This is a genomic window from Mesorhizobium comanense (assembly GCF_005503535.1).
GTDB lineage: Bacteria > Pseudomonadota > Alphaproteobacteria > Rhizobiales > Rhizobiaceae > Mesorhizobium > Mesorhizobium comanense.
The window spans coordinates 38,819-65,436 of sequence record NZ_SCNN01000009.1 but is presented as its reverse complement, the minus strand read 5'-3'; the positions used below and the strand labels follow the sequence as shown (position 1 = coordinate 65,436).

Annotated in this window: 28 protein-coding genes; 19 read left to right on the top strand and 9 right to left on the bottom strand. The window is 62.4% G+C overall.

The features are described 5' to 3' along the window. Positions 1-11: 11 nt before the first annotated feature. Complete coding sequence (locus tag FFS37_RS17015) at positions 12-902, bottom strand: DMT family transporter (protein WP_232375699.1); 891 nt, start codon at positions 900-902, stop codon at positions 12-14. 138 nt (positions 903-1,040) lie between these two features. Between FFS37_RS17015 and FFS37_RS17010 the strand changes: the two genes are divergently transcribed. After that, positions 1,041-1,514: an Lrp/AsnC family transcriptional regulator gene (locus tag FFS37_RS17010; protein WP_137932109.1), complete on the top strand. Its 474-nt coding sequence runs from the start codon at positions 1,041-1,043 to the stop codon at positions 1,512-1,514. A gap of 27 nt (positions 1,515-1,541) precedes the next feature. Here FFS37_RS17010 and FFS37_RS17005 read toward each other — a convergent pair whose 3' ends face one another. After that, positions 1,542-1,901 carry a winged helix-turn-helix transcriptional regulator gene (locus FFS37_RS17005; protein ID WP_171026305.1) on the bottom strand — a complete coding sequence of 120 codons (360 nt, stop codon included), beginning with the start codon at positions 1,899-1,901 and terminating at the stop codon, positions 1,542-1,544. 111 nt (positions 1,902-2,012) lie between these two features. On the opposite strand from FFS37_RS17005, the gene FFS37_RS17000 reads away from it, so the two are divergent. After that, positions 2,013-3,026, top strand: coding sequence for a zinc-binding alcohol dehydrogenase family protein (locus FFS37_RS17000; protein WP_137932108.1), 1,014 nt, complete (start codon positions 2,013-2,015; stop codon positions 3,024-3,026). Positions 3,027-3,047: 21 nt separating this feature from the next. On the opposite strand, the gene FFS37_RS16995 is transcribed toward FFS37_RS17000, so the two are convergent. Together FFS37_RS16995 and FFS37_RS16990 are read right to left on the bottom strand one after the other, a co-directional pair. Next, complete coding sequence (locus FFS37_RS16995) at positions 3,048-3,704, bottom strand: uracil-DNA glycosylase (RefSeq protein WP_137932107.1); 657 nt, start codon at positions 3,702-3,704, stop codon at positions 3,048-3,050. 11 nt (positions 3,705-3,715) lie between these two features. Then, positions 3,716-4,297, bottom strand: a complete 582-nt coding sequence (locus FFS37_RS16990; RefSeq protein WP_010915096.1) for a LabA-like NYN domain-containing protein — start codon at positions 4,295-4,297, stop codon at positions 3,716-3,718. A 322-nt stretch (positions 4,298-4,619) separates the two neighbouring features. Between FFS37_RS16990 and rpoZ the strand changes: the two genes are divergently transcribed. From rpoZ to era, 9 genes are all read left to right on the top strand, one after another. After that, the gene (gene rpoZ / locus FFS37_RS16985; protein WP_137932106.1) at positions 4,620-5,021 is read left to right on the top strand and encodes a DNA-directed RNA polymerase subunit omega; all 402 of its coding nucleotides are present in this window, start codon (positions 4,620-4,622) and stop codon (positions 5,019-5,021) included. A 128-nt stretch (positions 5,022-5,149) separates the two neighbouring features. Beyond that, a complete protein-coding gene (locus FFS37_RS16980) occupies positions 5,150-7,378 on the top strand; it encodes a RelA/SpoT family protein (protein ID WP_137932105.1) in 2,229 nt (742 codons plus the stop codon). Between the two features lie 29 nt (positions 7,379-7,407). Further along, on the top strand, positions 7,408-7,986 hold the full coding sequence (pyrE, locus tag FFS37_RS16975) for an orotate phosphoribosyltransferase (RefSeq protein ID WP_137932104.1): 579 nt from the start codon (positions 7,408-7,410) through the stop codon (positions 7,984-7,986). A gap of 13 nt (positions 7,987-7,999) precedes the next feature. Then, on the top strand, positions 8,000-8,380 hold the full coding sequence (locus FFS37_RS16970) for a VOC family protein (RefSeq protein WP_137932103.1): 381 nt from the start codon (positions 8,000-8,002) through the stop codon (positions 8,378-8,380). 352 nt (positions 8,381-8,732) lie between these two features. Beyond that, positions 8,733-9,332, top strand: coding sequence for a DUF2062 domain-containing protein (locus tag FFS37_RS16965; RefSeq protein ID WP_137932102.1), 600 nt, complete (start codon positions 8,733-8,735; stop codon positions 9,330-9,332). Next, a complete protein-coding gene (gene acpS, locus FFS37_RS16960) occupies positions 9,329-9,742 on the top strand; it encodes a holo-ACP synthase (protein WP_137932101.1) in 414 nt (137 codons plus the stop codon). Before FFS37_RS16965 ends, acpS begins: the two co-directional genes overlap by 4 nt. 77 nt (positions 9,743-9,819) lie before the next feature. Beyond that, positions 9,820-10,569, top strand: coding sequence for a signal peptidase I (gene lepB / locus FFS37_RS16955; RefSeq protein ID WP_137932100.1), 750 nt, complete (start codon positions 9,820-9,822; stop codon positions 10,567-10,569). Then, positions 10,569-11,285, top strand: coding sequence for a ribonuclease III (gene rnc, locus FFS37_RS16950; RefSeq protein ID WP_137932278.1), 717 nt, complete (start codon positions 10,569-10,571; stop codon positions 11,283-11,285). The genes lepB and rnc overlap by 1 nt, the downstream gene beginning before the upstream one ends. Continuing rightward, entirely contained in the window at positions 11,282-12,202 is a 921-nt protein-coding gene (gene era, locus FFS37_RS16945) for a GTPase Era (RefSeq protein WP_137932099.1), read from the top strand. Before rnc ends, era begins: the two co-directional genes overlap by 4 nt. On the opposite strand, the gene FFS37_RS16940 is transcribed toward era, so the two are convergent. Together FFS37_RS16940 and FFS37_RS16930 are read right to left on the bottom strand one after the other, a co-directional pair. Continuing rightward, positions 12,169-12,972, bottom strand: a complete 804-nt coding sequence (locus FFS37_RS16940) for a hypothetical protein (RefSeq protein WP_137932098.1) — start codon at positions 12,970-12,972, stop codon at positions 12,169-12,171. The two genes, era and FFS37_RS16940, sit on opposite strands and share 34 nt — an antisense overlap. A 469-nt stretch (positions 12,973-13,441) precedes the next feature. Then, positions 13,442-13,822: a DUF2147 domain-containing protein gene (locus tag FFS37_RS16930; RefSeq protein WP_137932097.1), complete on the bottom strand. Its 381-nt coding sequence runs from the start codon at positions 13,820-13,822 to the stop codon at positions 13,442-13,444. A 186-nt stretch (positions 13,823-14,008) separates the two neighbouring features. On the opposite strand from FFS37_RS16930, the gene FFS37_RS16925 reads away from it, so the two are divergent. After that, positions 14,009-14,419: a DUF2177 family protein gene (locus tag FFS37_RS16925; RefSeq protein ID WP_137932096.1), complete on the top strand. Its 411-nt coding sequence runs from the start codon at positions 14,009-14,011 to the stop codon at positions 14,417-14,419. Between the two features lie 72 nt (positions 14,420-14,491). Here FFS37_RS16925 and FFS37_RS16920 read toward each other — a convergent pair whose 3' ends face one another. The 3 genes from FFS37_RS16920 to FFS37_RS16910 are packed head-to-tail and all read right to left on the bottom strand — an operon-like array spanning position 14,492 to position 16,937. After that, positions 14,492-15,064 (bottom strand): hypothetical protein, encoded by a 573-nt coding sequence (locus tag FFS37_RS16920; RefSeq protein WP_137932095.1) that lies wholly within the window; start codon positions 15,062-15,064, stop codon positions 14,492-14,494. Further along, positions 15,061-16,101, bottom strand: a complete 1,041-nt coding sequence (locus FFS37_RS16915; RefSeq protein WP_137932094.1) for an SAM-dependent methyltransferase — start codon at positions 16,099-16,101, stop codon at positions 15,061-15,063. Before FFS37_RS16915 ends, FFS37_RS16920 begins: the two co-directional genes overlap by 4 nt. Beyond that, complete coding sequence (locus FFS37_RS16910) at positions 16,098-16,937, bottom strand: DUF1295 domain-containing protein (RefSeq protein WP_232375698.1); 840 nt, start codon at positions 16,935-16,937, stop codon at positions 16,098-16,100. The genes FFS37_RS16915 and FFS37_RS16910 overlap by 4 nt, the downstream gene beginning before the upstream one ends. Before the next feature lie 524 nt (positions 16,938-17,461). On the opposite strand from FFS37_RS16910, the gene FFS37_RS16905 reads away from it, so the two are divergent. The 7 genes from FFS37_RS16905 (at position 17,462) to FFS37_RS16875 (ending at position 26,617) form a co-directional block, all read left to right on the top strand. Next, on the top strand, positions 17,462-18,613 hold the full coding sequence (locus FFS37_RS16905; protein ID WP_137932092.1) for a porin: 1,152 nt from the start codon (positions 17,462-17,464) through the stop codon (positions 18,611-18,613). Between the two features lie 130 nt (positions 18,614-18,743). After that, positions 18,744-19,505, top strand: a complete 762-nt coding sequence (gene recO, locus FFS37_RS16900; RefSeq protein ID WP_137932091.1) for a DNA repair protein RecO — start codon at positions 18,744-18,746, stop codon at positions 19,503-19,505. Positions 19,506-19,624: 119 nt separating this feature from the next. After that, the gene (locus tag FFS37_RS16895) at positions 19,625-22,372 is read left to right on the top strand and encodes a DUF2339 domain-containing protein (protein ID WP_137932090.1); all 2,748 of its coding nucleotides are present in this window, start codon (positions 19,625-19,627) and stop codon (positions 22,370-22,372) included. 172 nt (positions 22,373-22,544) lie between these two features. Beyond that, complete coding sequence (locus tag FFS37_RS16890) at positions 22,545-23,063, top strand: RNA polymerase sigma factor (protein WP_137932089.1); 519 nt, start codon at positions 22,545-22,547, stop codon at positions 23,061-23,063. Then, positions 23,060-23,851, top strand: coding sequence for an anti-sigma factor family protein (locus tag FFS37_RS16885; RefSeq protein WP_137932088.1), 792 nt, complete (start codon positions 23,060-23,062; stop codon positions 23,849-23,851). Before FFS37_RS16890 ends, FFS37_RS16885 begins: the two co-directional genes overlap by 4 nt. A gap of 205 nt (positions 23,852-24,056) precedes the next feature. Further along, positions 24,057-25,154 (top strand): peptidase C39 family protein, encoded by a 1,098-nt coding sequence (locus tag FFS37_RS16880; protein WP_137932087.1) that lies wholly within the window; start codon positions 24,057-24,059, stop codon positions 25,152-25,154. After that, a complete protein-coding gene (locus FFS37_RS16875; RefSeq protein ID WP_137932086.1) occupies positions 25,154-26,617 on the top strand; it encodes a RimK family protein in 1,464 nt (487 codons plus the stop codon). The genes FFS37_RS16880 and FFS37_RS16875 overlap by 1 nt, the downstream gene beginning before the upstream one ends. Position 26,618 lies beyond the last annotated feature (1 nt).

The window sequence follows — 26,618 nt, the reverse complement described above, 5'->3', positions numbered from 1 at the left end:
CGCGGGCATGATCACGCTTGCTTGGCAGCACGTCTTGTCATCGCTGAGAAGCCCATCCCCGCAGCCATGATCGCGATGGCCGCGAATTGGATCGCGGTCGGGGTCTCGCCGAGCACGATCATGCCGACCACCACCGTGGCTATCGGCACGCCCGGCATGAACAACGATGCCGCCTGCGAACCGAGTTGGCCGACGATATAGGTGTAGAGGAACATGGCAGCCGCGCCGGCAAGCAAACCCTGGATGAGCACTTGGCTGATGATCTCGGCGCCTGCCGCGGCATGGAAGCCGCTTGGCGCGAGGAAGGTGAGAAATGGCAACGGCAGGCATGACAGAAGCACGACGGCCGAGGTGGCCGTGAGCGGGTCGACACGCCATTGCCGCACCAGCGTTGCGTAGGCGGAAAACATCAGCCCCGATGCAACGAACAGCAGATCGCCAAAAAGGATCTCGTGCGCGCCGCCGCGCGCCGGTGTGACGAACAGCAACAGCCCGACTATTATAGCGACGACGCCAATGGTGCGTGGGTATGAAGCGCGCTCCTGGAAGAGCGATAGCAGGAACGAAAAGAACACGATCGAGGCAGGGCAAAGCGCCGCGCCATGGACGGCGGGGGCATAGATGAGGCCCCAATTGATGATCAGCGGGTAGGGCAATCCGGCCAGCACCGCCAATGCCAGTGCCCGCCGCCAGCCGAGTGCCTTTACCCGTTGGAAGCCGCTTCGCCAGACGACCGGCAGGAACACCATACCCGCACCCGCAAAGCGTAAGGTCGCCATGTCGGTCGCCGTCAGATGGTCCCTGAGGCTGAAGCGGGCGGCGACGAACTGGACGGCATAGATGCCGATCATGGTCAGCCCGGCGATGACCGCCAGCCTTGCGTTTCCTGTGCTCTGCGCCACGTCCTGCTACCTTAACGACATCGCCGCCGGACAATCCCGAACGTTGCGAGGTCACAGGTTATTGTGAGGAAAGCTGCGGTAAAATATACTGATTTCAGGAGCATTGAGTGCAACTCACGCAAATAGGGCAATGCGAGCGTGAATTCGGAATCGGATAGTCTCGACGCCATCGACCGCAGTCTGCTGCGCTTGCTGCAGGAAGATGGACGCCGCACCACGCTTGACCTGGCGGCGCGCGTCGGCCTGTCGCCGACCGGGGCGAGCCAGCGCGTGAAACGTCTGTTCCGCGACGGGTTCATCACCGCCGTCAGGGCCGTGCTCAATCCGGCAAAGATTGGCCGCGGTACGCTCGTCTTCATAGAGGTGCGGCTGGATCACACGGCCCCGCATATCTTTGACCGTTTCGCCGAGGCGGTGGCAAAGGCGCCCGAGGTTCTGGAATGTCACATGGTCGTCGGCGGCTTCGACTATCTGGTGAAGGCGCGCATCGCGGAGATGGCCGACTATCAGGACTTTCTCAAACGCGTCATCCTGCCACTGCCGGGGGTGAAGGAGACACACACCTATGCCTCCATCGGCGACGTGAAACCGGATGGCCTGCTGCCGGTATGAACTCTGTCAGTTCCCACAGTCGCCGCTTCACGCCACAGCCCGGGATTCCGGCGCCAGCGTCACATTCGCATCACCCCAGACTTTCAGCGCGGTGATCACCGGCTCCAGGCTTCTGCCGCGAGGCGTCAGGCTGTACTCCACCTTCGGCGGGACTTCCGGATAGATCTTGCGGGCAATCAGCCCATCGGCCTCCAGTTCGCGGAGCTGGTTGGTCAGCATGCGCTGGGTGCAGTTGGGAATGCGCCGGCGTATCTCGTTGAAGCGCAGCGTGCCTGCCAACAGATGGTAGAGCACGACGCCCTTCCACTTGCCGTCGATATAGCGGAGCGTGCCTTCCACGGTGCAGCCGGGGCTGCAGTCGAATCGCTCATGGCGGATGCGCGGCATGACAGTATCCTTTTCGACACTATGTGCTTTATATGTGCATTCTTGCGCCATCAGCACATAATCCGCATCTCTGCCCTGCACAATCTCAACAGCAATCGCGGAGAAATCAGAATGCGCGCCGTCGGCTATCAAATTCCAGCCCCCATCACCGATGAGGCGTCCCTCGTCGATATCGAGCTGCCCAAGCCGGAGCCGAAGGGGCGTCAATTGCTGGTCGAGGTGAAGGCGATCTCGGTCAATCCGGTCGACACCAAGATCCGGAAAGGCGTCCGGCCCGAAGCCGGAAGCTGGCGCGTGCTCGGCTGGGACGCAGCCGGCCGGGTCGTCGCCACGGGTTCGGACGCCAGCCTGTTCAAGGCCGGAGACGACGTCTTTTATGCGGGTGCGCTGGCGCCGCAAGGCACCAACGCCGAATTCCACCTCGTCGACGAGCGCCTTGTCGGCCGCAAGCCGAGCGCGCTCCGCTACTCCGAGGCGGCGGCGCTGCCGCTGACGGCGATCACCGCCTTCGAGGCGCTGTTCGACCGCCTTGACATAAAGAAGCCTGTCACGGGCGCCACAAATGCCATCCTGATCATCGGCGGCGCCGGCGGCGTCGGCTCGATCGGGGTCCAGCTTGCGCGCCAACTGACCGATCTGACCGTGATCGCCACCGCATCGCGGTCCGAAACGCGCGACTGGGTGCTCGGGCTCGGCGCCCATCATGTCATCGATCACTCCAGGCCGCTCGCCGCCCAGATTGCGGGCCTCGGCATCAGCGCGCCGGCCTTTGTGTTCTCGACGACCAATACCGACAAGCATCTGGCCGAGATCGCCGAATTGATCGCCCCGCAAGGGCGTTTCGGCTTGATCGACGACCCTCAGACGCTCGACATCAACCCATTCAAGCGCAAGAGCGTTTCAGTCCATTGGGAGCTGATGTTCACCCGCTCGTTGTATGAGACGCAGGACATGGCCGCGCAGGGCGAGCATCTGAACAAACTGGCGCGGCTCGTCGACGACGGCACCGTTCGCACCACGCTCGGCGAAACGTACGGCCCCATCAATGCCGCCAATCTGAAACGCGCCCATGCGCTGATCGAAACTGGCAAGGCCAAGGGCAAGATCGTGCTGGAAGGGTTCTAATCAATAAAAACAAACACGGAGCTATGTTCGCAGGAATGCTGCGATCTCGGCGAACACCTTGACGAACATGGCTTCCGTCAAGACACCGGTATTGGTGTTGTAGCGCGAGCAATGATAGCTGGAAAACAGCGTGATGCCGCCGGCCGGCAATTGCCCGCCATGCTTGAACGGGTAGGCAGCGACACGCCCGCCCAGCGCGCGCACCGTCGACTGGTGCGCGATCGACCCCAGCGCCAGGACGGCGCGCAGCTTGGGAAAGCTGGCGATCGTCGGCACCAGGAACGTCCGGCAGGTCGATATCTCGGCGCCGACCGGCTTGTTCTCCGGGGGCACGCAACGCACTGCGTTGGTGATCGCGGTGCCGACAAGTTCCAGTCCGTCATCGGGGCGCGCCTTGAATTCCCCACGAGCGAAGCCGTGCGAGATCAGCGTGGAATAGAGCAGGTCGCCGGCATAGTCGCCGGTGAAGGGGCGCCCGGTGCGGTTGGCGCCGCGCAGGCCGGGCGCAAGCCCGACGATCAGGAGCTGGACCGCGTCGTCGCCTTCCGGCGGCAGAAAAGTTGGCACCGGCGCATTGAACCAGGACGGCTCGCGCCGCCGCCACTCGGCGATGAAGTCATGCAGCCTCGGGCAGAGCGGGCAGTCGCGATCGGGTTCGGAAACGGAAGGGGCGGTCAAGGCGACCGGCCTCAGTAGTCGTCCTCGTCCACTTCGGCCGGTTCGGGTCGCCGCACCGGCCGCTCGGAAGGATCGCGTCCCACCTCGTTCTTCAGCGTCGTCAGATCGATGAAATGGTCGGCCTGGCGACGAAGGTCATCCGAAATCATCGGTGGCTGCGAGGCCATGGTCGAGACGATGGACACCTTGCGGCCTCGCCGTTGCAGCGCCTCCACCAGCGTGCGGAAATCGCCATCGCCCGAGAAGATGACGTAGTGGTCGACGACATCGGCAAGTTCCAGCGCATCGACCGTGAGCTCGATGTCCATGTTGCCCTTGATCTTGCGGCGGCCGGTCGAGTCGGTGAACTCCTTGGCCGGCTTGGTCACCACCTTGAAGCCGTTGTAGTCGAGCCAGTCGATCAGCGGCCGGATCGAAGAATATTCCTGATCCTCGACCAGTGCCGTGTAATAATAGGCGCGCAGGAGATAGCCGCGTTTCTGGAAGCTCGACAGAAGCTTTCTATAGTCGATATCGAAGCCGAGGGCCCGCGACGTCGCGTAGAGATTGGCGCCGTCGATGAAAAGGGCGATTTTTTCTCGGGGATCGAACATGGAAAATTGTCCTTTTCGAAAATTCAGCCGTCAAAACGAAATGCGGTAGCCACTATCGGTCAGGCTCTTAATAAACCGGCTGACCTTGGCCAACCGAGATAACGCCAGTTTGGCGGCAATCCAAGGGCGCCCAGGGCTGTGCAAGCAATTGTGATCGCGGCGCGAACCTTGGGTGCGGCCCGGTTCCCGCCAGATCGCAGGCAGGGTCGAGGGTTTGAGTTTCCGTTGAGGCCACCCTTGCCAAGAAGCTTGTATTTTGGCGGCGTTCGGGTTATGGACCGCGCCTGTTTTCCATTAAATCCAGGCATGAAAGGGGCAATCCATGGCCCGCGTAACCGTTGAAGATTGCATCGACAAGGTCGACAACCGCTTCGAACTGGTGCTCCTGGCAGGCCATCGCGCTCGCCAGATCAGCCAGGGCGCGCAGATCACCGTTCCGCGCGACAACGACAAGAATCCGGTCATCGCCCTGCGCGAGATCGCGGATGAGACGCTGTCGCCCGATGATCTCAAGGAAGATCTGATCCATTCGCTGCAGAAGCATGTCGAAGTCGATGAGCCCGAGGCTGACGGCGAGGCGATTGCGGATCAGACCGGCACTGCTGTCGCCACCGCCGAGACCGACGACGCGGAAGACAACATCGCCTTCGATCGGATGACCGAGGAAGACCTGCTGGCCGGCATCGAAGGTCTCGTACCCCCGGAAAAGAGCGACGACTACTAAGACAGTTCCCGGCAGGCGCCTGGAACAATCTTCCGGCACTTCCGTCTCGTCAGTTTCGTGGCTATCTATGACATGCGTCGCACATCAGTGCGGCGCATGATTCATTTCATCGCCGAGAGATTGTGCCCATGATGCGTCAGTATGAGCTTGTCGAGCGCGTCCAGCGCTACAAGCCTGACGTCAACGAGGCGTTGCTTAACAAGGCCTATGTCTACGCCATGCAGAAGCATGGCCATCAGAAGCGTGCGTCCGGAGACCCCTATTTCTCGCACCCGCTCGAAGTCGCCGCCATCCTCACCGAGATGCACATGGACGAGGCGACGATCGCGGTCGCCCTGCTGCATGACACGATCGAGGACACCACAGCGACGCGGGCCGAGATCGATGAACTGTTCGGGCCCGAAATGGGCAAGCTGGTCGAGGGCCTGACCAAGCTGAAGAAACTCGACCTCGTCTCCAAGAAGGCCGAGCAGGCCGAAAACCTGCGCAAGTTGCTGCTGGCTATCTCGGAAGATGTCCGCGTGCTCCTGGTCAAGCTCGCGGACCGCCTGCACAACATGCGCACGCTCGACCACATGCCGGAGGCCAAGCGCCTGCGCATCGCCGAGGAGACGATGGACATCTATGCGCCGCTGGCCGGCCGCATGGGCATGCAAGGCATGCGCGAGGAGCTGGAGGAGATCGCCTTCCGCTATATCAATCCGGAAGCCTATCGCGCCGTCACCGCCCGGCTGGCCGAGATATTCGAGCGCAACAAGGACGTGCTGTCCGAGATCGAGAAGGCGCTTTCGGGCCTGTTCGAGAAGCACGCCATCAAGGCCGGCGTCAAAAGCCGCCAGAAGAAGCCGTGGTCGGTGTTCCGCAAGATGGAGGCCAAGGCGCTGTCCTTCGAGCAGTTGTCCGACATTTTCGGCTTCCGAGTCGTCGTCGACACGGTCGAGGATTGCTATCGCGCGCTTGGCGCCATCCACACGACCTGGTCGATGGTGCCGGGCCGTTTCAAGGACTACATCTCGACGCCGAAGCAGAACGACTACCGCTCGATCCACACCACCATCGTCGGCCCCTCGCGCCAGCGCGTCGAACTTCAGATCCGCACGCGCGAGATGAACAAGATCGCCGAATACGGCGTCGCCGCCCATTCCATCTACAAGGACACCGGCGGCAAGACGAATGGCGCCGCCCATGCGATCTCGAAGGAAACCAACGCCTATGCCTGGCTGCGGCGCACCATCGAGCAGCTCGCCGAAGGTGATAATCCCGAGGATTTCCTCGAAAACACCAAGCTGGAGCTGTTCCAGGACCAGGTGTTCTGCTTCACGCCCAAGGGCATGCTGATTGCCCTGCCGCGCGGCGCCACGCCCATCGATTTCGCCTATGCGGTGCACACCGACGTCGGCGACACCTGCGTCGGCGCCAAGGTCAATGGCCGCATCATGCCGCTGATGACGGAACTGAAGAACGGCGACGAGGTCGAGATCATCCGCTCCAAGGCGCAGGTGCCGCCCGCCGCCTGGGAATCGGTCGTCGTCACCGGCAAGGCGCGCGCCGCCATCCGCCGCGCCACCAAGAATGCGATCCGCAAACAGTATTCGGGGCTTGGCGCGCGCATTCTGGAGCGCGCCTTCGAGCGGGCCGGCAAGACTTTCACCAAGGAGAGCCTGAAGCCCGTGCTGCACCGGCTGGCGCGCAAGGACATCGAGGACGTGCTGGCCTCCGTCGGCCGTGGCGAACTGGCCTCCACCGATGTCATGAAAGCGGTGTTTCCCGACTACAAGGACGAGCGCGTAACGCCCGCCGCGCCCAAGCAGCGCGAGGAGGGCTGGTCGAAGATCCGCAATGCCGCCGGCATGCTGTTCCAGATTCCGGGACGGGCGGCGCGCAAGGACAAGGACCAGCCGCGCGACGGCGCGGTGCCGATCCGCGGCGTGCGCGGCGACCTGCCGGTGCGTTTCGCGCCGGAAGGCGCCGTTCCCGGCGACCGCATAGTCGGCATCGTCCAGCCCGGCACCGGCATCACCATCTATCCGATCCAGTCGCCGGCGCTGCAGGCCTTCGACGATCAGCCGGAGCGCTGGATCGACGTGCGCTGGGATATCGATGAGCGTACCAAGGAGCGTTTTCCAGCCCGCGTTTCCGTCACCGCCATCAATGCGCCTGGATCGCTCGCCGATATCGCTCAGGTCGTTGCTTCCAACGACGCCAACATCCATACGCTGTCGATGGTGCGTACCGCGCCCGACTTCACCGAAATGCTGATCGATCTCGAAGTGTGGGATCTGAAGCATCTCAACCGGCTGCTGTCGCAGTTGAAGGACAATTCCAGCGTCAGCGATGCGCGGCGCGTGAATGGCTGACGCAGCTCATCCATGAGGGGTAGGGGACGATGAATACCGATGAAGTGCTGGGCATTTTCCGCGAGGCGGGCGCTGTTCTGGAAGGACATTTCATCCTGACGTCGGGCTTGCGCAGCCCGGTCTTCCTGCAGAAGGCACGGGTGTTCATGCATGCCGACAAGACCGAGCGCCTTTGCACGGCGCTGGCTGCAAAAATCCGCGCCGCGGTGCCGGGCAGGATCGATTATGTCGTTGGCCCGGCGATCGGCGGCCTGATCCCGGCCTACGAGACCTCGCGCCATCTCGGCGTGCCGGCGATCTGGGTCGAGCGGGAAGGCGGCGAGTTCCGCCTGCGCCGCTTCGAGATCGACAAGGGGGCGCGTGTCGTCATCGTCGAGGACATCGTCACCACCGGACTGTCGATCCGCGAAACCATCGATTGCCTGCGTGAACTGGGCGCCGAAGTGGTCGCGGCCGCCTGCATCATCGACCGCTCCGCCGGCAAGACCCATGTCGGCGTGCCGCTGATCGCCCTGGCCGAATACGAGGTTCCGGCCTATCCGCCGGACCGCCTGCCGCCGGAGCTTGCCGCGCTGCCGGCCATCAAGCCCGGCAGCCGCAACATCTGACGGGGAGGCAGAAATGATCGTCGGCATCGATCATTTCGTGTTGACGGTGGCTTCGCTCGAGGCGACCTGCGATTTTTATCAGCGCGTCCTGGGTTTCAAGCGCATCGATACGCCTGGCCGTCCGACCGCCCTGGTCTTTGGCAATCAGAAGATCAATGTCCATGAGATCGGCCGCACCTTCGAGCCGAAGGCGAAGTCGCCTACGGCGGGTTCAGCTGATTTCTGCCTGATCACGGATGGGCCGATCGACCAGTTCCTCGCCAGCCTGGACGCCAGTCGTGTGGCCGTCGAACTTGGCCCGGTAGAACGCACCGGAGCGCTGGGGGCGATGATGTCGGTCTATTTCCGCGACCCGGATGACAATCTTGTCGAGGTCAGCCGGTACCTGTCCTAGGAGCAATTTCAGGAAAAGTGTGAGCGCTTTTCCCGGGAGAAGCGCGTAACGCTTGCTCTTGGGAATTACGCAAAACAAGACCTCCAGGCGCCTCGGACATCCGGCTGCGGCAAAAAGCCGAAGATACTTCTCAAATCCGCCGTGATTATCCGGTGTTGGAGGGAAGAACCTTACCAAAAATTATGGCGGTGCGGTCCCTGTACGAAAGGCCGTCGGTTGTTGTCTGGGTCGCGTATGGCTATATCAGGGAGGCAATTGCCTGATTGCGACCGCAGGGCGCAAGATGTGGCATTTGGAACCCGGCTGGAAGCGGCCGGACTGCAAATCGTAAAGTGTCGGGAATAGGAAAAGAGTGCTTTTTCGTCGCCGCGAACCGGATGGTTTTCTTGAGCGGGTGCGCACCTATCTGTGGCCGCGCCGTTCGTTCTCGCGTTCGCTCCAGTATTTCTCCAAGCGTATCCTGCGGCTGAAGGCCACGCCTCACGCGGTGGCGGCGGGTGTCGCTGCCGGCGTCTTCGCGTCGTTCTTTCCGGTCGGGTTCCATTTCATCATTGCCGCTGTCTTGTGCTGGGTGATCGCAGGCAACCTGGTGGCGGCCGCACTCGGCGCTGTATTCTTCGGCAACCCGCTCACCTTCCCGCTGCTCTGGGGCGCATCCTGGGAGACCGGCAAGCTCATCCTGCATGACCGACTGCCCGCGCATGGCCCACCGGCGCATCTGGGCGAGATGATGCACAAGCTTTCCTTCGCCAAGCTCTGGCATCCCGTGCTGGAGCCGATGCTGATCGGCGCGGTGCCGCTCGGGCTGATTTTCGGCCTCGCCTTCTATGGCATCACCCGCTGGGGCATGAATGTTTTCCGCGAGCAAAGACGCAAGCGGCTGGCGGAGCGCGCGAGCCGGCGGGAGCAGTCGGTCCATCCCGGCGCAAGCGTCGGTTCCGCCGCGCAATGATCATCGGCATCGGCAGTGACCTGATCGACATCAGGCGTATCGAGAAATCGCTGGAACGTCACGGTCACCGCTTCGTCCAGAGGATCTACACAGAGGTCGAACAGGCGCGCTCGGAAAACCGCCGCGCCCGCGCCGCCTCCTACGCCAAGCGCTTCGCCGCCAAGGAGGCTTGCGCCAAGGCGCTGGGCACGGGCCTGGCGCAAGGTGTGTTCTGGCGCGACATGGGCGTGGTCAACCTGCCCAGCGGCGCGCCGACAATGGCGCTCACCGGCGGGGCCTTGGCGCGGCTGGAGAAGATATTGCCTCGCAACCACAGGGCGTTGATCCACCTCACCATCACGGATGATTTCCCGCTCGCTCAAGCCTTTGTGATCATCGAGGCGCTACCCGTCGAACAAGCGCCACATTGATTGCATCTGACGACGGGCAATGACGTTGCCCAGCGCGCGCCGAGACTCTATACATCCAACGCACAATCGAGGACGACATGAGCGTGGCTGAAAAATCCCAGAAGAAATCCGGCGGGCTTGGCGAAACCGTCAGCGTCATCGTCCAGGCGCTTTTGCTCGCGCTTGTCATCCGCACGCTGCTGTTCCAGCCCTTCTCGATCCCGTCGGGTTCGATGCGGCCGACGCTTCTGGAAGGCGACTATCTGTTCGTCACCAAATGGTCCTACGGCTATTCGCGCTATTCGCTGCCTTTCGGGCCTGACCTCTTCTCGGGCCGGATCTGGGGTTCCGAGCCAAAGCGCGGCGACGTCGTCGTGTTCAAATTCCCGCCGGATCCTTCCGTCGACTACATCAAGCGCGTGGTCGGCCTGCCCGGCGACAAGATCCAGATGAAGGACGGCCAGTTGTTCATCAACGGCGTCGGCGTGCCGCGCGTGAAGACCGGACAGATCGACAATCCCGACATCACGGAAAAGGATTATCCCATCGACGTCTACCGCGAGACGTTGCCCAATGGCGTCAGCTACGACACGCTGGACCTGTCGCCGAACTCGATCGGCGACAACACTCGTGAGTTCGATGTGCCGCCGGGCCACTATTTCATGATGGGCGACAACAGGGACAATTCCGCCGACAGCCGCTTCACCGTCGGCTATGTTCCGGCGGAGAACCTTGTTGGCCGCGCCAACCTTGTCTTCTTCTCTATCGCGGGCAAGGCGAGCCCGCTCGAAATCTGGAAATGGCCGTCGCTGATGCGCGCGTCGCGCCTGTTCCATTTCGTCAACTGATGGCGTTGAAGCGCCCGACAGGCGAGACTCTGGCCGGTTTGGTGGTGACCAGGACCGGCCATGCCTTCAAGGATATCCGCTTGCTTGAGACAGCATTGACGCATTCCAGTGCGGTCAAGGCGGCAAGCAACAATCAGCGGCTCGAATTCCTTGGCGATCGCGTGCTCGGCCTTGTCGTCGCCGACATGCTTTTCGAGAAGTTTCCCGATGCGCCGGAAGGTGAAATCGCGCCTCGCTTCAATGCGCTGGTCGATGCCAAGACATGCTCGGAAATCGGCATCGAGATGCAGTTGGAGGACCTGGTTCGGGCCGACGCCGCCTTGAAAACGCGGTCGCGCGGCTCGGGCGGAAACTATCTGGCCGATGCGGTCGAAGCCTTGATCGCGGCGGTTTACATCGACGGTGGCATCGACGCCGCGCGGCGGTTCGTCCTGCGGTACTGGGAACCACGTTCGAGCGCGGTTGTGACGAAGCCGCTCAATCCGAAATCCGATCTGCAGGAATGGATCGCCAAGGCGAGTGATGCGCGCCCCGAATATGTAATCGAGAAACGCGAAGGGCCGGATCACCAGCCGGTCTTTACTGTTTCCCTGCAGGTCGGCGGTTTTGCGCCTTCCATTGGTACCGGCGGTTCCCGCAGGGCCGCGGAAGAAGCGGCGGCTTCGGCATTTCTTGTGCGCGAAGGCGTCTGGCTCAATGAAGGAAGCAAGGCATGACCGCCGAAGACGTCGCTGCCGCTCCCGCCACCCGTTCCGGCTTCGTCGCGCTGATCGGCGCGCCCAATGCGGGCAAGTCCACCCTGGTCAATCAACTGGTCGGCGCCAAGGTGTCGATCGTCACCCACAAGGTGCAGACGACACGCGCCATCGTGCGCGGCATCGCCACGCATGACAATGCGCAGATCGTCTTCGTCGACACCCCTGGCATATTCAAGCCGAGGCGGCGGCTCGATACGGCGATGGTGACCACCGCCTGGGGCGGCGCCAAGGATGCCGATATCGTGCTGTTGCTGATCGACGCCGAGCGCGGCATCCGGGGCGACGCCGAAGCCATCCTGGAGCGGCTGAAGGATGTCCGCCAGCCCATGGCGCTGATCCTCAACAAGGTCGACCGGGTCAGGCCGGAGGCGCTGCTGGCCCTGTCGGCGGCGGCGAACGAAAAGGTGCCGTTCCAGCGCACCTTCATGGTCTCGGCGTTGACCGGTTCGGGCTGCAAGGATTTGCTCGACTATCTGGCGCAGGCGCTTCCGGCCGGCCCCTGGTACTATCCGGAAGACCAGATCTCCGATCTGCCGATGCGCCAGCTGGCGGCCGAAATCACCCGTGAAAAGCTCTATCTCAGGCTGCATCAGGAATTGCCCTATTCCTCGCATATCGAGACCGAGAAATGGGAAGAGAAGAAGGACGGTTCGGTACGCATCGAACAGGTCATCTATGTCGAGCGCGACAGCCAGAAGAAGATCGTGCTCGGCCACAAGGGCGAGACCATCCGCGCCATCGGCCAGGCGGCGCGCACGGAGATAGCGGGCATCCTGGAGCAGAAAGTGCACCTCTTCCTGTTCGTGAAGGTGCGCGAGAACTGGGGCGACGATCCCGAGCGTTACCGCGAGATGGGCCTGGAGTTCCCCGGCTGATTGCCGATCTCGGTATCGGCCGGCTTGATCCCCACGCCTTTGAAGACAAAGTTGACGAGATCTGGGTTGGACATAGCGTAGGTGTCTTGTGTCACCGGATTGCGGCAGTCGCTCGTTATGCGACGAAACGCGACCACTAGGCGGTCAAACATTTCTCGCTTCAGCGGCGAACTGGTTTCGCAATAGGCAAGCAGCCGTGTCTCTGATCGACTTTGCTCAGATAGTTGAAACGCACGTTGCCGGGCAGCCCACCGCGATCGTGGCAAAAGGGGAGCAGGATCGGCCCACAAGACCAGATGCTCGGGCGGTAGCGAGCCAAACGCGGAGATGAGCCGGCCGCAACGCTTGAAGCCGGTAGCCGCAGTAAACTGGGCAAAGTTGGTGCCGCGCGTTTTGCATTTGTCCGACTCTTCGACGACGACTCTCCCGGTGAATTTTGTCGGGTCAAACTCGTTGGAGATCGTGACGTCGAACAGTCCCGATTCCGCAAGCGCAAGAAGAGCCGACTCATCCGAAGGGGCATCGAATACTGTGAGATGATAGGGCGGGGCCGACGTCGGCGTGCTGGTCTTCAAGGATGCGATTTGATACCGACGCATGCCTCGCAATGCGTCATCCCACTCAGGTCTGAAAACGATGATCAGCATAATTGCAAGTGCTATGAGGCCGACCCATCGATTCCTCTTAACGCCGTAGATCAAAAAGCCGAACAGAAACAGCCACATTGCGCCGAACGGAATAACGACGAAAATCAAAACGAGCGGATGCAAATTGGTTCAGCGCCCTTCAGTTACAGTGCATCTTAAAATGGCGCTGGAGTATTGCGGCTCGAAGCTGACGGTTCGGTTAAAATCTTGGCTAAGTAATGTGCTTCGAGTCCGTCTAGTCCGGGATTCGGAAGGCAAATTCGTTTCTTGTTCAAGACGGATAGAGAACTAGAGCAATTTCAGGAAAAGTGTGAACGGTTTTCCGTCTGAAATTGCGCCAAAACAAAGACTTAGAGCGTTTCAACGTTTCCGTGAAAACGCTGAAACGCTCTAAGTGTCGACGCCGGCCTTGTACGGCGCCTTGTCGCCGCTCAGTTTTCCGGTTGGAAACATCTTCCAGTTAGGCCGGTTTTATCCTCCGGCTAGGACAACAGGATCTTTCGTCTTGGCGACGCGACGTCCGTGCGCCTGCTGAGCGCCGCCTATTCCTGCAGGTGGAGAAAGAGCACAGCTGGTTCCGGCGGGCTACGGCCTAGCGTGCGCGCGACCAGTTCACATTCTTGCAGACCAGCCCGCCGATCACGCAGCCGCGCGTGACGAGGCTGGCTTTCATGACCTTGACCTGGATCGAATAGGTCAGGTTGCGTTTGGGGTCGAAGGCCTTGCCGGCCAGCGTGTCGGCGGATTTCGGGCTGACCGTCATGACCAGCCTGTCGCCGACATTCTCGCCGTGGCTGGTGTCCTTGATCCATAGATTGGTCGCGCAAATGTCCGCGCCACAGGGCGCGATGCGGACCTTCGCATTGCCGTCACCGCGCATCCAGGTGCCCGAAGGGTCGGGTTGCGACGCTGCGATCGCGGCCCCCGAAAGCCAGAGCACGCTCAGCCCCAGTGCGATTTTCTTTGCTTTCATGCCGGCCCCGCCGCGAACAACGAGGCAGATACGCCGACATCTCCCTTGAAGTTTCGGTGCGGAATCGATTTTTGATGGCTTTCTCGATTGCCGATCAGCCGTCGGGCGTAGAAAGCCGCGAAACTGTATCGCCCTATCGGCCGTTCCTGCTCGGGACCGAAAAGCCTGCATTGGAGACGGATTTTGTTGAAGACATATGCAATTGCCTATCTGGCGACCGCGCTGGTTTTTCTCGGCATCGATTCGATATGGCTGACGCTGACCGCCAGCCGGCTCTACAAGCCGCTGCTCGGTGACATGCTGGCGGACGGCTTCAACGTTGCGCCGGCAGTGCTTTTCTACGTTATCTTTATCGCCGGCATCGTCTACTTCGCCATCCAGCCCGCCTTTGCCAGCGGTAGCGCGGCAACCGCTGCCCTGAATGGCGCCATCCTCGGCTTTGTCGCCTACGCCACCTACGACCTGACCAACCAGGCGACATTGAGGAACTGGCCGGTGCAGATCACCATAGCCGATCTCTGTTGGGGAACAGCGCTGTCGGCGACGGCGGCGACGCTTGGCTTCATCATCGCCCGTCATTTCGCGCGCGGCGTATAGGGCATGACGCCGAGAAGTATGAAGCGGTTTAGAGCCGGGTGACTATAGGGTCGATTCGGCCTTCATCCGGCTCTAGCTGCCTTTTCGCCCTTCCGTTTCACCGATAAGCCCCATCACCAGCAGGCCGACGAAAGCGGTCAGCGTGCCGACGCTCGTCGCGTTGAGCTTGATGAAGCTTGCATATTGCTCAGGCGTATAGACATGCACCGGAGCGCCGTAACGCCCATGCAGCAGGGTGAAGGTGAAGAAGGCTAGGGCAGCGATGACAAGGCCGATCAGCCGCTCGCTGGGCCTGAAGAGCACGAAGCCGATCAGGACGCACGGGATGAGGAACATCTCGACCCCGGAGGCCACGCCGAAAACCTTGGCGCTGAGCACCGTATTGGCGATGCCGGCGAGCGGCAGCAGCGCGCGACCCGCGGTTTTGTTCAGGCGGGTAATCGCCGGCACGGCCGCGAAAAACGGCGTCGACAGGAACAGCCAGCAGGACGGCGCGATGTCGGGTCCGACCAGCCAGTAGAGGTAAAGCGGATAGAATGGCTGGTTGGAGACAACCACCAGGGCAATCAGATTGGCGGACGCGACCAGCGGATCGTCATGCGCGGCATAATCCTTGATCCATCGCCAGGGGGACGAAAAGTTCAACTCTGCTGGCCCGCGACTGGACGCAGCCGATAATGACTGACGCCCCACTCCTCGCCGTCGGCATGACCGAACAGGCCCGCTGTCGCCAGGAAGAACAGACGCCAGCGCCGCCGCCACAGCGCGGCATCAGCACCATAGACATCGAGCAGAATGCGGTCGATCGGCCCCCGGTTGGCATCGAAATTGGCCAGCCAGTCCTCCGCGGTGCGGCGATAGTGCCCGCCATTCCAGCGCCATTCCTGCTCGACCTCGAAAATATCGGGAAAGCGACGAATCAGGCCGTGGCTCGGCATCACGCCGCCGGTGAAGAAGTGGTTGGCGATCCAGTCGCTCTTGTCGGCATGGTCGAAACGATAGCAGCCATTCTTGTGGGTAAAGACATGCAGGAAGAGCTTACCGTCCGGCGCAACCCAGCTTCTGACGCGCTCCAGCAGCGCCTTCCAGTTCGACATATGCTCGAACATCTCCACCGAGACGATCCGGTCGAACACATCATGGGGATCGAAGTCGTTCATGTCGGCGGTAATAACGCTGACATTGTCGAGTTTGCGTGCCCTGGCCTGTTCTTCGATGTAATGGCGCTGCGGCGCCGAGTTGGAGACCGCGACGATTCTGGCCTTGGGAAAACGCTTGGCCATGAACAGGGTCAGTGAACCCCAGCCGCAACCGAGTTCGAGAATATGCTGGCCGTCGCTCAGGTCCGCGTGAGCGACAGTTTCTTCCAGCGCACGCGTCTCAGCCAGCGCCAGCGTCTCGGCGCCGTCACCGTATAGGCAGCTTGAATATTTGCGGCGCGGCCCGAGCACGAGACCGAAGAAGGCCGGCGGCAGTTCGTAGTGCTGCTCGTTGGCGGCCTCGACATGGGTCGCGATCGGGTGCTGTGCCATGTCGCGAGCGAAATCGCTTTCGCCGGTCATGGAACTGGCGGACAGCCGGCGGCGGGTGCGCCCTACAAGAAACTGGATACCGTAGCGGGTCAGCGGATCGGGCAACGCGGTCCGTTCGACAATGCTGGTGGCCGAGGCGATCAGGTTCATGATTTCGGGTTCCCGGGGTTATGGATCGATGAGGGTTGGGCGGGCGGACCCGGCCAGAAGGCGTTGACGCGTTGCTGATATGTACGAAAGGCATCGCTGCGCGACCGCAGCATATGAGCCTCGAGCGGCGGAATGCCGGAGACGTGCACGAGCAACCAGTACATGAAGAGTGGGCCGCAAAGGGCGATCCATCCCCAGGGGTAGGCACCCGTCGGGTCGATGGCGATTGCCGCATAGGCGAGCCAGGCCAGCCATTCGAAGAAATAGTTGGGATGGCGCGAATACCGCCACAGGCCGGCATCGCAGACGCGGCCCTTGTTCTGGGGATCGGCGCGAAAGCGCGCCAGTTGTCTGTCAGCCAACGTTTCGCCGGCGATCGCGACCAGCATGATGATGATCCCCAGCCAGTCGCCCAGCCGGAGTTCCGATGCCGGATTGTGGGCCGCCGTCGCGATGGCGAGCACCAGCAACAGCGCGCAAGCCGCCTGGATCTGCAGGAACCAGAACAGGCGCCGGCGAAAATTTTCGCCCCAATCCTGACGCAACTGCGCATAGCGCGGATCGTCACCCCCCTTCATCGTGCGTGAGACGATATGCAGGCCAAGCCGAAGCGACCAGAATGCGGCAAGCAAGGCCACGACATGGTGTCGTGTCGCCAGCTGTGATCCGCCATCCGACGGGAGCAACGCCAGGGCCACTCCGGCGCCGCCCACGGCGAGCGACCAGATGGCATCGATCCATCCGGACTGCCCGGTCCGAATCGCAACCAGCCATGCTCCCGTCATGACGAGCGACAGGGTGATTGCTGCGACGGCAAGGGCGGAGAGGGGCGGCACGGCGTGGCTGTCTCGACCGGAGAGGATGTTCCTGCGGCCAGTAACGCAACGCCGGTGCCCCGAGTTTCGCCTAGCGACCATCGGTCATCATGTTCGTCGAGGTGGGATCAGGTCCCATGGATCGCTCGCCATGCTCTCGTCACGGCTTTGAGGCGGATATATTTCGACAGATCGCCAGATGGTCCTTAGCTGTCAAATATTATTTGCATGAATAGTATAGACAAAAGTGCTGAAGTTTGAGTTTAGTCAGGAAAATGTCTTCAAATATTACATATTTGTGACAATGTTCCATTTGTGCCGTCTGCGGCGTCATCTAGTGTTATTTGTGCAACACCGATTTAATCTGTGTTAGAAATCGGGCGTATTTGTGGAATTGTCATTGAAGGGCGGAGGTCGATGAGTATGTTCGCCGCGAAAAGGGGACGCGGTGCGAGCCTTTTTCGTTGTGGGGGTGAGGCGGGAAAACATATCCGCCAACCACAAATCAGAAGCCATTTTATTAACTTGACTGGAGAGGTCAGAAAATGAACATCAAGAGCCTCCTTCTCGGCTCAGCCGCGGCATTGATCGCGGTGTCCGGCGCTCGCGCCGCGGACGCTGTCGTCGTCGCCGAGCCGGAACCGGCCGAATACGTCAAGATTTGCGACGTCTATGGCGCCGGCTACTTCTACATCCCGGGCACCGAGACCTGCCTGCGCATCGGCGGCTACCTCCGCTACGACATCGGCGTCGGCGATTCCGGCACGCTGGACGGCGTCAACAACGTTCCCGATCACCTGGGCAACGGAACGCACGACACCTACTACAAGAACATGCGTTTCGCGCTCCGGACCTATACCGGCCAGGAAACCGAACTCGGCACGTTGAAGACCTTCACCGAGACCCGCTTCCAGTTCGGCAACAAGTCGAACGACTACAGCAATCAAAGCGCTTCCAGTGCCAACGACTGGCAGGCCGTCAATAAGGCCGCCAGCCTCAACTTCGCCTGGATCCAGCTCGGTGGCCTGCGTCTTGGTAAGGACGAGACGACTTACGACTCGTTCATCGGTTACGCCGGCAATGTTCTCCAGGACACCATCATCCCGTATGGTATCAAGGACACCAACCTCATCAGCTACTACTTCGACGCCGGCAGCGGCTTCTCGGGCGTGGTTTCGCTTGAAGAAGGCACCGATGCGTCGGGCATCAGCGACACCATCGACAGCTACGTTCCGCATGTCGTCGGCGGCCTGAAGTACAAGGGCGACTGGGGTGCGATCACCGGCGTCGTCGCCTATGACAGCAACTACGAGCAGGTGGCGGGCAAGGTTCGCCTCGACGTCAACGTCAGCAAGCAGCTGTCGCTGTTCATCATGGGCGGTTACGGCACCGACGACAAGTTCCCCAAGGGTCGTGGCCAGTACAAGCCGTGGGGCGGCAACTGGGCAGTCTGGGGTGGCGGCACCTACAAGTTCAACGACAAGACCGCGTTCAACGCCCAGGTTTCGGCTGACGACGCCAAGAACGTCGCGCTGGCCGCAAACATCGCCTACACCATCGTCCCGGGTTTCACGATCACGACCGAAGTGAACTACCTCCACGATGGCAAATTTGGCGCAGCCGACGACTTCAGGTGGTCGAAGCCCAACAAGGAAAACAGCGTCGGCGGCATCCTCCGCTTCCAGCGCAACTTCTAATCGATCGACTGACTTTACCGGGCCGCCCGCAGCGTATCGCTGCGGGCGGTTTTTTGCGTGCATCCCATGCAGGCCCGGCAGGCACAGGCCCTATCTTGATTTCGCCACTCAACGGGTGAAAAGCTCAGGCATGGAATGGCGCGATGAGGGAATCATTCTCGGCACCCGCAAGCATGGCGAAACCAGCGCCATCCTCGAGGTGATGACGCGCGCGCATGGCCGCCATCTCGGTCTCGTCCGCGGCGGCCGCTCGCGCAAGCAACAGCCGGTTCTCCAGCCTGGCAACCGCGTAGACCTGTCGTGGCGCGCGCGCCTGGACGAACATCTCGGCACTTTCCAGGCCGAGGCGATCGAGATGAATGCCGCCCGTCTCATGGACAGCGCCATCGCCGTCTACGGACTGCAGACCATGGCGGCGCATCTGCGCTTGCTGCCCGAGCGCGACTCGCATGGCGGCCTTTATGAGGCGCTTTCGGTGATGATCGCCCATCTCGATGATGCGGATGCCGCTGGCGAACTCGTGGCGCGCTTCGAACTTCTGATCCTTGATGAGCTCGGCTTCGGCCTCGATCTCAGCCAGTGCGCGGCCACCGGCGCAAGACAGGATCTTGCCTATGTCTCGCCGAAGTCGGGGCGCGCGGTTTCGCGCGAAGCCGGCGCGCCCTGGCACGACAAGATGCTGGCGCTGCCCGCCTTCCTGCAGCGCGGCTCCGGCCTGCGCGCGGACGCGGCGGCGGTCGAGGACGCCTTCCGCCTGACAGGGTTTTTCTTCACGCGCCACGTCTATGAGCCGCGCGGCATCGAGCAGCCGGACGCTCGTGCCGGCTTCCTCGCCGCCCTGCGCAAGCACCGCCCGGCGCGCAAGGCGATCGCGGGGGAGAACGCCGCATGAGCAAAGTCGAATTCTATCCGGGCTGTATCTCGCCACTCGGCCTGTTGGTAAATTTGTACGGTCGTTTGCCGGCCACATTTGATTGTCAGTGAAAACTGGCCTGGTTTGGGGGAACCGCCATGTTTGAAAGCCTGATCGGCCTCGTCGCCATCATCGCCTTGTTCGTCATCATTTCACGTCAGCAGAGCCGCATTGGTCTGATCGAGCGCGAACTCGGTGCGCTGCGCAGCCTCGTGCTTTCAGGCGCCGTGCAGCCGGCGGCCAAGGCCACTGAGCAGGCGGCGCTCGCCGACAAGGCGGCGCAAACGTCGTCATTGGCTGTTGCCGTCGCCGATACCGCCGCGCCGGCGACTGCCGAGGCGGTTGTCGCAAAAGCGCCCGCGGCCACGGAAGCGGAGACCCCGGACGAAGGGGCCGCTCCAGGTCCTTGGGCCGTCGCCGCGGCCGCGCCCAAGGAGACGGAGACCGAAGTGCCGGCCGCCAAGACGGCCGGCAAGCCCGATATCGAGACAGCGCTCGGTACGCGCTGGGCGGTTTGGGTCGGCGGCATCGCGCTGGCCCTGGGTGGCCTGTTCCTCATTCGCTACACGATCGAAGCCGGCATCTTCGGACCGGAAGTGCGGCTGGCCATGGCCGGGCTGCTTGGCCTGGTGCTGGTCGCTGCCGGCGAATTCATCCGCCGCACGGGCTTCAAGGTGCCCGTGCAAGGTGTGGCCGGCGCCTATATACCGGCGATCCTGACGGCCGCCGGCGCTTTCATACTCTTCGGCACCGTCTATGCCGCGCACGGCATTTACGGTTTCATCGGGCCGACGCTTGCCTTCACGTTGCTCGGCGCCATCGGCATCGCGACGATCGCCGCCGCTCTTATCCACGGCCAGGCGCTGGCCGGCATCGGCCTCGTCGGCGCCATGGTAACGCCGGCGCTGGTCGCCTCGACCGCGCCGAATGTCTGGGCGCTGTTCGGCTACCTCGCCATCGTGTTGGCGGCCACCGGCGTCATCGCCCGCATGCGCGACTGGAAAGCGCTGATGGCGGCGGCGTTCTTCGGCACCGGCGCCTGGACCATCCTCTACATGTCTGACGCGCTAGCCGCGAAGCTGGCCGTCGTCCTGTTCATCGATGCCGTGACGCTGGTCGTGCTGGCGTTTGTCTGGCTGGCCAGCCGCGGCGAAACCGGGCCTGCGAAGAACGGCTTCGACTGGCCGTCGATCGTACCGGCGGTTTTCGTCGCGTTTTCAGCGCTTGGCCTGTCCGTCGATTCGACCTTTGTCGCGGCCGGCGATGCCTTGCCGGGCGCACTCGTGATTGCCGCGCTTGTCGCCACCGCGCTCTATCGGCCGCGCGCGCTGCCGCTGTTGCACGCCGCTGGACTGGTCACCGTGATGATCCATCTCGGTATTATTCCACCCACAACCATTGGCTCCGATTTTACCCAGGGCAATCTGGGGTTCGATGGCTTGCCGGTGGCGGCGGGCAATGCCTTGACGTTGCGGATCGGCATCGGCCTGGGGCTGATCTTCGTCGGCGCCGGCCTATGGGCTGCCCACCGTTTCGCCGCCTCGGCACGGATCCGTGCGGCGTGCTGGGCCGCATGGGGCGTCATCGCCCCTCTGGTCATCCTGCTGGCGCTGTGGCTCACCTATGGCGATCTCGACCGCGATTTGGCCTATGCCTCGGCCGCGGCGCTCATGGTGGTGGTTTTTGCAGCCGGCGGCGAGTGGATAGCGCGGGGCGAGGAGCCGCCGCTCAAGGGCGGCCTGGCGATGTCCGTTGCCCTGGCCGGCGCCGCCATCGCCGCTCTCCTCATGCTGCACATGGCTTTCGGCTCGGGCTGGACCACCATTACGCTCGGTGCCGCGGCGATCGTGCCGGCACTGGCGACGCGCTGGCGCTCCTATCCCGTGCTTGGCTGGATTTCGGTCGGCGCCGTCATCGCCGTCCTTGGCCGCGTCGCCTTCGATCCGACGATCGTCGGCGCCGAGTTCCTGTCCACGACGCCGGTGTTCAATTGGCTGCTGCCCGGCTACGGCATACCGGCGCTCGCCTTCGGTCTGGCCGCATGGCAGCTGGCGCGCACCACCAATGGCCGGCCGCGCCTTGCCATGGAAGCGGCGGCGGCGCTGTTTGCGCTGCTCACCATTGCCATGCTGGTGCGTCACGCCATGCATGGCGGCGTCATCAACAGCGATGCTCCGACGCTTGCCGAACAGGCGATCTACACGCTGATCGCCATTGGCGCCGGCGCGATCCTGGTGGCCATCGACAGGCGCGCGCCAAGCTCGGTGCTGCGCTACGGCTCGATGGCCGCCGGCGTAGTTTCGGTCGCTTTCGTCGCCGTCCAGCATTTCCTGGTGCTGAACCCGCTGTTCACCGATGAATCGACCGGCCGTATTCCGGTCTTCAACCTCTTGTTCCTGGCCTATCTCCTGCCGGCAATCGCCGCAGGAGGGCTTGCGCTCTATGCCCGGGGCAAGCGGCCGAAATGGTATACGGCGATGCTGGCCCTGGTGGCGGCAGTGCTTGCCTTCGCCTACGCCACGCTGTCGGTGAGGCGGCTTTTCAAGGGCGAGTTCATCGGCTTGTGGAGCGGCCTCGGCCAACTGGAGACCTATAGCTATTCGGCGCTCTGGCTGGTCATCGGCGTGGCGCTGCTCACGGCCGGCGTCTGGCTGAAGTCGCAGGTGCTGCGCATCGCCTCCGCCGCGCTCATCGCGGTTGCCGTGCTGAAGGTCTTCCTCTTCGACATGTCGGAACTGGAAGGTGTGCTCAGGGCGCTGTCCTTCATCGGTCTGGGCGCGGTGCTCATCGGCATCGGCCTGTTCTACCAGCGGCTTTTGACGAGGGCGGCAAGGGAAAATGGGTAATCGCCTGCGAAACATCGGTTTTTTCGCCACGCGGGAATAAATCGGCAGCCGCGGGCGTTATCTCATTGCTTGGGTGACCGGGGCGGCGGACCGCTTCGCGCTGGCCGCTTGCGCCGCGCCGGGAAGGCGCGTTCAATCGGATCAACAAGGGCGACCTCGAAAACCAGCGGTCATGGACGAGAAGAAGGCAGCAATCCTTGGCGAAATACCGCGTCTGCGCCGCTACGCGCGCTCGCTTTTGCGCGACCGTGATTCCGCCGACGATCTCGTTCAGGACTGCCTCGAGCGCGCGCTGCTGCGGCTCGACAACTGGCAGACGGGAGAAAGCCCCAGGAGGTGGCTGTTTACGATCATGCATCATTTGTTCATCGACCAGATGCGCAAGGTGAACCGCCGCGGCGAAGCGGCGATGCTGCCGCTGGAGGCGGGCGAGACGGTGGCCCAGCCGGCCGAACAGCTGGACGGCATCGCTTCGCGCGAGATCATCGACGCCTTGCAGGCGATCAGCCCCGATCGCCGCGCCGCGCTGGTCATGGTCGCCATCGAAGGCTTTTCCTACGCCGAGGCTGCCAACATTCTGGGCGTACCCGCCGGCACGCTGATGTCGCGCATCGCGCGCGGACGTGAGGAGCTGCGCGGGCTGCTGGACGATACGGCGCGTCGCCGCGCGATAAGGATCGTCGAGAAATGATCCGCCGCGATTTTTCCGAACGTGATATCCACATGGCGCTCGACGGTGAACTGCCGGCCGAGGAGCGGGCGGCTTACGATGCCTGGCTCGAAACCAATCCCGACATGAAGGCGAGGAGCGTGCGCTTCACCGCCGACCGGGAGGCGCTGCGTGCGGCCTTTGCCGGCGTGCTGGACGAGGCGGTTCCAGGGCGTTTGCGCAAGGTCGTGCTCGGCGAAGCACCGGTGAAGGTCGCGGCGCCGCGCTCACGCTGGTGGCTTGCCGCCGCCGCTGCCGTCCTCCTGGCAACAGGCGGATTTGGCGGCTATTTTGCCGGCATCGACGGCATCGGCCAGGAGGATCCGGCGGAAGACCGGCTGGCCGAGCAGGCGATCGCCGCCCATGTCATCTACGCCGCCGAGAAGCGGCACGCGGTGGAAGTGCCGGCCAGCGACAAGGATCATCTGCAGACCTGGCTCTCCAACCGGGTCGGCCTGAAGCTGGTGGCGCCGGACCTGAGCGCGAACGGTTTCCAGCTGATCGGCGGCCGGCTGCTGCCGGCTGGGGACAGCAAGGCCGCGATGCTGCTCTACGAGGACGACAAGGGCGAGCGCATATCGCTGTTCGTCACGGCGGAATCGAGCGAGAACGCCAAGGGCACCTACGCTTCGGCGCAGGATGGACCGCAGGCCGTCTACTGGCTGGACAAGGGCTATGGCTGCGCCGTCGTCGGCTCTCTGCCGCGCGAGCAATTGGCGGTTGTCGCCAAGAGTGCTTATGGCCAGCTTCTGGCTGGGCTCGAGAGCTGAGCCGATCCTGGCATTTCGTTCTTGCGGGGCTTCGAACGGCGTTTCTGTTCAAAGCATGCCGGCTTTCCTGCCGCCGCGGAAACTGTCACAATTCGGCCCTAATCAAGGAGCGATAGCGCTTGATGAATGCTGGCGCTTCGGCCGGTGTTTGCGACGCTTTTGACCGGGCCGTTTCCGCAACCCAATCGAGGTTTTCTCAAGTCGCATGCCTGCCGAGATCCGCACGGCCCGCGCGTCTGACGTCGATGATCTCGCCGCCATCGAGAAAGCCGTTTTTTCGAGCGACCGCATTTCGCGCCGCTCCTTCCGCCAGTTCATCGAGCGCGAGACCGCCGAGGCGCTGGTCGCCGAAATCGATGGCCGGGTCGCCGGCTACGCGATCGTGCTGTTTCGCAAGGGCAGCGGGGTAGCCCGGCTTTATTCCATTGCCGTCGGCCCATTTTTCGGCGCGCTCGGCATCGGTCGCCAGCTCTTGTCGGCGGCGGAGGAGACGGCGTTCGAACACGACCGCATGATGCTGCGCCTGGAAGTGCGCGAGGACAATGGCCGCGCCATCCGAATCTACGAGCAGGCCGGCTACCGCAAGATCGGCCGTGAGCCGGGCTACTATTCCGATGGCGAGACGGCGCTGCGCTATGAAAAGACCTTGCGGGGCGATCTGCCGGTCGCCACCCGGGTTCCGTTCTATCAGCAGACTTGCGAGTTCACCTGCGGCCCGTGCTGCCTGATGATGGCCATGGCCAATTTCGACCATGGCTTCGTGCCGGATCCGGTGATGGAAATCCGCCTCTGGCGCGAAGCGACGACCGTCTTCATGATGTCCGGGCCCGGCGGCTGCGAGCCGTTCGGCCTGGCGGTCGCCGGCTATGAAAGCGGGCTCGCGGCGGAAATCTTCGTGTCTTTCTACGGCGCGCTTTTCCTGCAGTCCGTGCGCAGCGAGGACAAGCGCCGCGTCATGGAGCTGGCGCAGGTCGACTTTCGCCGCCGCGCGGAGGCCTACGGCATACCGGTAAACTACCGCCCCTTCACCATCGATGACATCCGCGCCGCGATATCGGAGGGAAAACTGGTGCTGGTTCTGATCAGCGGGTTCCTGATGTTCGGCAAGAAGGTGCCGCACTGGGTGCTGGCCATCGGCGATGACGGCGACCATATTCTCATTCACGACCCCTGGGTTGAGGATGAAAAGCAGGAAACCATTCTTGATGCCGCCAACATTCCCGTGCCTTACGGCATCTTCATGAACATGGCGCAGTTCGGCCGCGACGGACTGCGCGCCGCCATCACTTTGGGAAAGAGATAATGACCTGGGTCATTCTTACCGGCCGGCAAAGCGATCTCGACCAGGTGGCGACACCGCACAAGATCATCACCAATCGCGACTATCTCGCGCATCCGTCTTTGTTTCGCGGCCAGCGGCCGAAGGTCATCAACCTGTCGAACAATTACGGCTACCAGAGCCGCGGCTACTACGCCTCGCTGCTGGCGAGTTCGCGTGGCCACAAGGTCATCCCGACTGTCGAGACGATGATCGACCTGTCCGAGCGCAAGCTCTACGAGCACGCGCTGCCGGAACTGGAGCTGGCGCTCAACAAGTGCCGCAAGGACCTTGGCGGAATTTTCCCGGCCAAGGTGTGCATCTTCTTCGGCATCGGGCCTTCGAAAGTCTGGGACCGTTTCGCCAAGCTTTTGTTCGACTGGTTCAGGGCCCCGGCGCTCGAGGTCCATATCAAGGACAGCGCCGAATGGGCCTCCATACGCAAGATCGGCTTCCACCCCCTGGCAAGGATGACCGAGGAGGAAGAGAAAAGCTTCATCCAGTGCCTGGAGACCTACACCAACCGTGAGTGGCGCGACACCAAGGGCCGCACGCCGGCCCGCTACACTTTCGCCACGCTGGTCGATCCGCACGAGGAACTGCCGCCCTCGCAAATCTCGTCGCTGCGCCACTGGGCAAAGATCGCCGAAAAGATGGGGGTCGAAATCGAGCCCATCACCAAGAAGGATCTCGCCAAGCTCGCCAATTACGACGCGCTTTTCATCCGCGAGACCACTTCGATCTCCAACCATACCTATCGTTTCGCACGCCGCGCCCAGCAGGAGGGCATGCCCGTCATCGACGATCCGCTGTCGATGATCCGCTGCACCAACAAGGTCTATCTGAACGAGCTGATGGCCTACAACAAGGTGCCGGTGCCGCCGACGGTGATGATTGCCGGCACGTCGGACCTTGAGCTCGCGGCACAGACATTGGGTTTCCCGCTGGTATTGAAGATCCCGGATTCGTCGTTTTCGCGCGGCGTCAAGAAATGCGAGACCTTCGAGGAACTGAAGCGGCTCGCCACCGAATGGCTGGAGGATTCCGACCTCCTGATCGCGCAGAAATTCATCCCGACCGAATATGACTGGCGCGTCGGCGTGCTCGGTGGCCAGCCGCTGTTTGCCGTCCACTACCTGATGGCCAAGAAGCACTGGCAGATCGTCAACCACAAAGCCAATGGCAAGCCGGACCAGGGCGGTATCAAGACCTTCACGCTGAAGGAGACGCCGCCCCATGTCGTCGAGACGGCGGTCAAGGCGGCGCGCTGCATCGGCGACGGCCTCTACGGCGTCGATCTCAAGGAAACCAAGGACGGCGTCTTCGTCATCGAGGTCAACGACAACCCCAATCTCGACCATGGCTGGGAGGATTCCGGCGAGAAGGACGAGGTCTGGGTGCGGCTGACGCAATGGTTCCTCGAGAGGCTCGACCGGCCAGGGCGGTAAT

Excerpts from the sequence above, each read along its gene's own strand:
- acpS (WP_137932101.1), top strand. The coding sequence starts at position 9,329 with ATGATCATCGGCATCGGCAGTGACCTGATCGACATCAGGCGTATCGAG.
- FFS37_RS16905 (WP_137932092.1), top strand. The coding sequence starts at position 17,462 with ATGAACATCAAGAGCCTCCTTCTCGGCTCAGCCGCGGCATTGATCGCG.
- FFS37_RS17005 (WP_171026305.1), bottom strand. The coding sequence starts at position 1,901 with ATGCCGCGCATCCGCCATGAGCGATTCGACTGCAGCCCCGGCTGCACC.
- recO (WP_137932091.1), top strand. The coding sequence starts at position 18,744 with ATGGAATGGCGCGATGAGGGAATCATTCTCGGCACCCGCAAGCATGGC.
- FFS37_RS16990 (WP_010915096.1), bottom strand. The coding sequence starts at position 4,297 with ATGTTCGATCCCCGAGAAAAAATCGCCCTTTTCATCGACGGCGCCAAT.
- pyrE (WP_137932104.1), top strand. The coding sequence starts at position 7,408 with ATGAATACCGATGAAGTGCTGGGCATTTTCCGCGAGGCGGGCGCTGTT.
- FFS37_RS17000 (WP_137932108.1), top strand. The coding sequence starts at position 2,013 with ATGCGCGCCGTCGGCTATCAAATTCCAGCCCCCATCACCGATGAGGCG.
- FFS37_RS16980 (WP_137932105.1), top strand. The coding sequence starts at position 5,150 with ATGATGCGTCAGTATGAGCTTGTCGAGCGCGTCCAGCGCTACAAGCCT.
- FFS37_RS16895 (WP_137932090.1), top strand. The coding sequence starts at position 19,625 with ATGTTTGAAAGCCTGATCGGCCTCGTCGCCATCATCGCCTTGTTCGTC.
- rpoZ (WP_137932106.1), top strand. The coding sequence starts at position 4,620 with ATGGCCCGCGTAACCGTTGAAGATTGCATCGACAAGGTCGACAACCGC.
- FFS37_RS16890 (WP_137932089.1), top strand. The coding sequence starts at position 22,545 with ATGGACGAGAAGAAGGCAGCAATCCTTGGCGAAATACCGCGTCTGCGC.
- FFS37_RS16970 (WP_137932103.1), top strand. The coding sequence starts at position 8,000 with ATGATCGTCGGCATCGATCATTTCGTGTTGACGGTGGCTTCGCTCGAG.
- FFS37_RS16875 (WP_137932086.1), top strand. The coding sequence starts at position 25,154 with ATGACCTGGGTCATTCTTACCGGCCGGCAAAGCGATCTCGACCAGGTG.
- FFS37_RS16885 (WP_137932088.1), top strand. The coding sequence starts at position 23,060 with ATGATCCGCCGCGATTTTTCCGAACGTGATATCCACATGGCGCTCGAC.
- FFS37_RS16880 (WP_137932087.1), top strand. The coding sequence starts at position 24,057 with ATGCCTGCCGAGATCCGCACGGCCCGCGCGTCTGACGTCGATGATCTC.
- era (WP_137932099.1), top strand. The coding sequence starts at position 11,282 with ATGACCGCCGAAGACGTCGCTGCCGCTCCCGCCACCCGTTCCGGCTTC.
- lepB (WP_137932100.1), top strand. The coding sequence starts at position 9,820 with ATGAGCGTGGCTGAAAAATCCCAGAAGAAATCCGGCGGGCTTGGCGAA.
- FFS37_RS16915 (WP_137932094.1), bottom strand. The coding sequence starts at position 16,101 with ATGAACCTGATCGCCTCGGCCACCAGCATTGTCGAACGGACCGCGTTG.
- rnc (WP_137932278.1), top strand. The coding sequence starts at position 10,569 with ATGGCGTTGAAGCGCCCGACAGGCGAGACTCTGGCCGGTTTGGTGGTG.
- FFS37_RS16930 (WP_137932097.1), bottom strand. The coding sequence starts at position 13,822 with ATGAAAGCAAAGAAAATCGCACTGGGGCTGAGCGTGCTCTGGCTTTCG.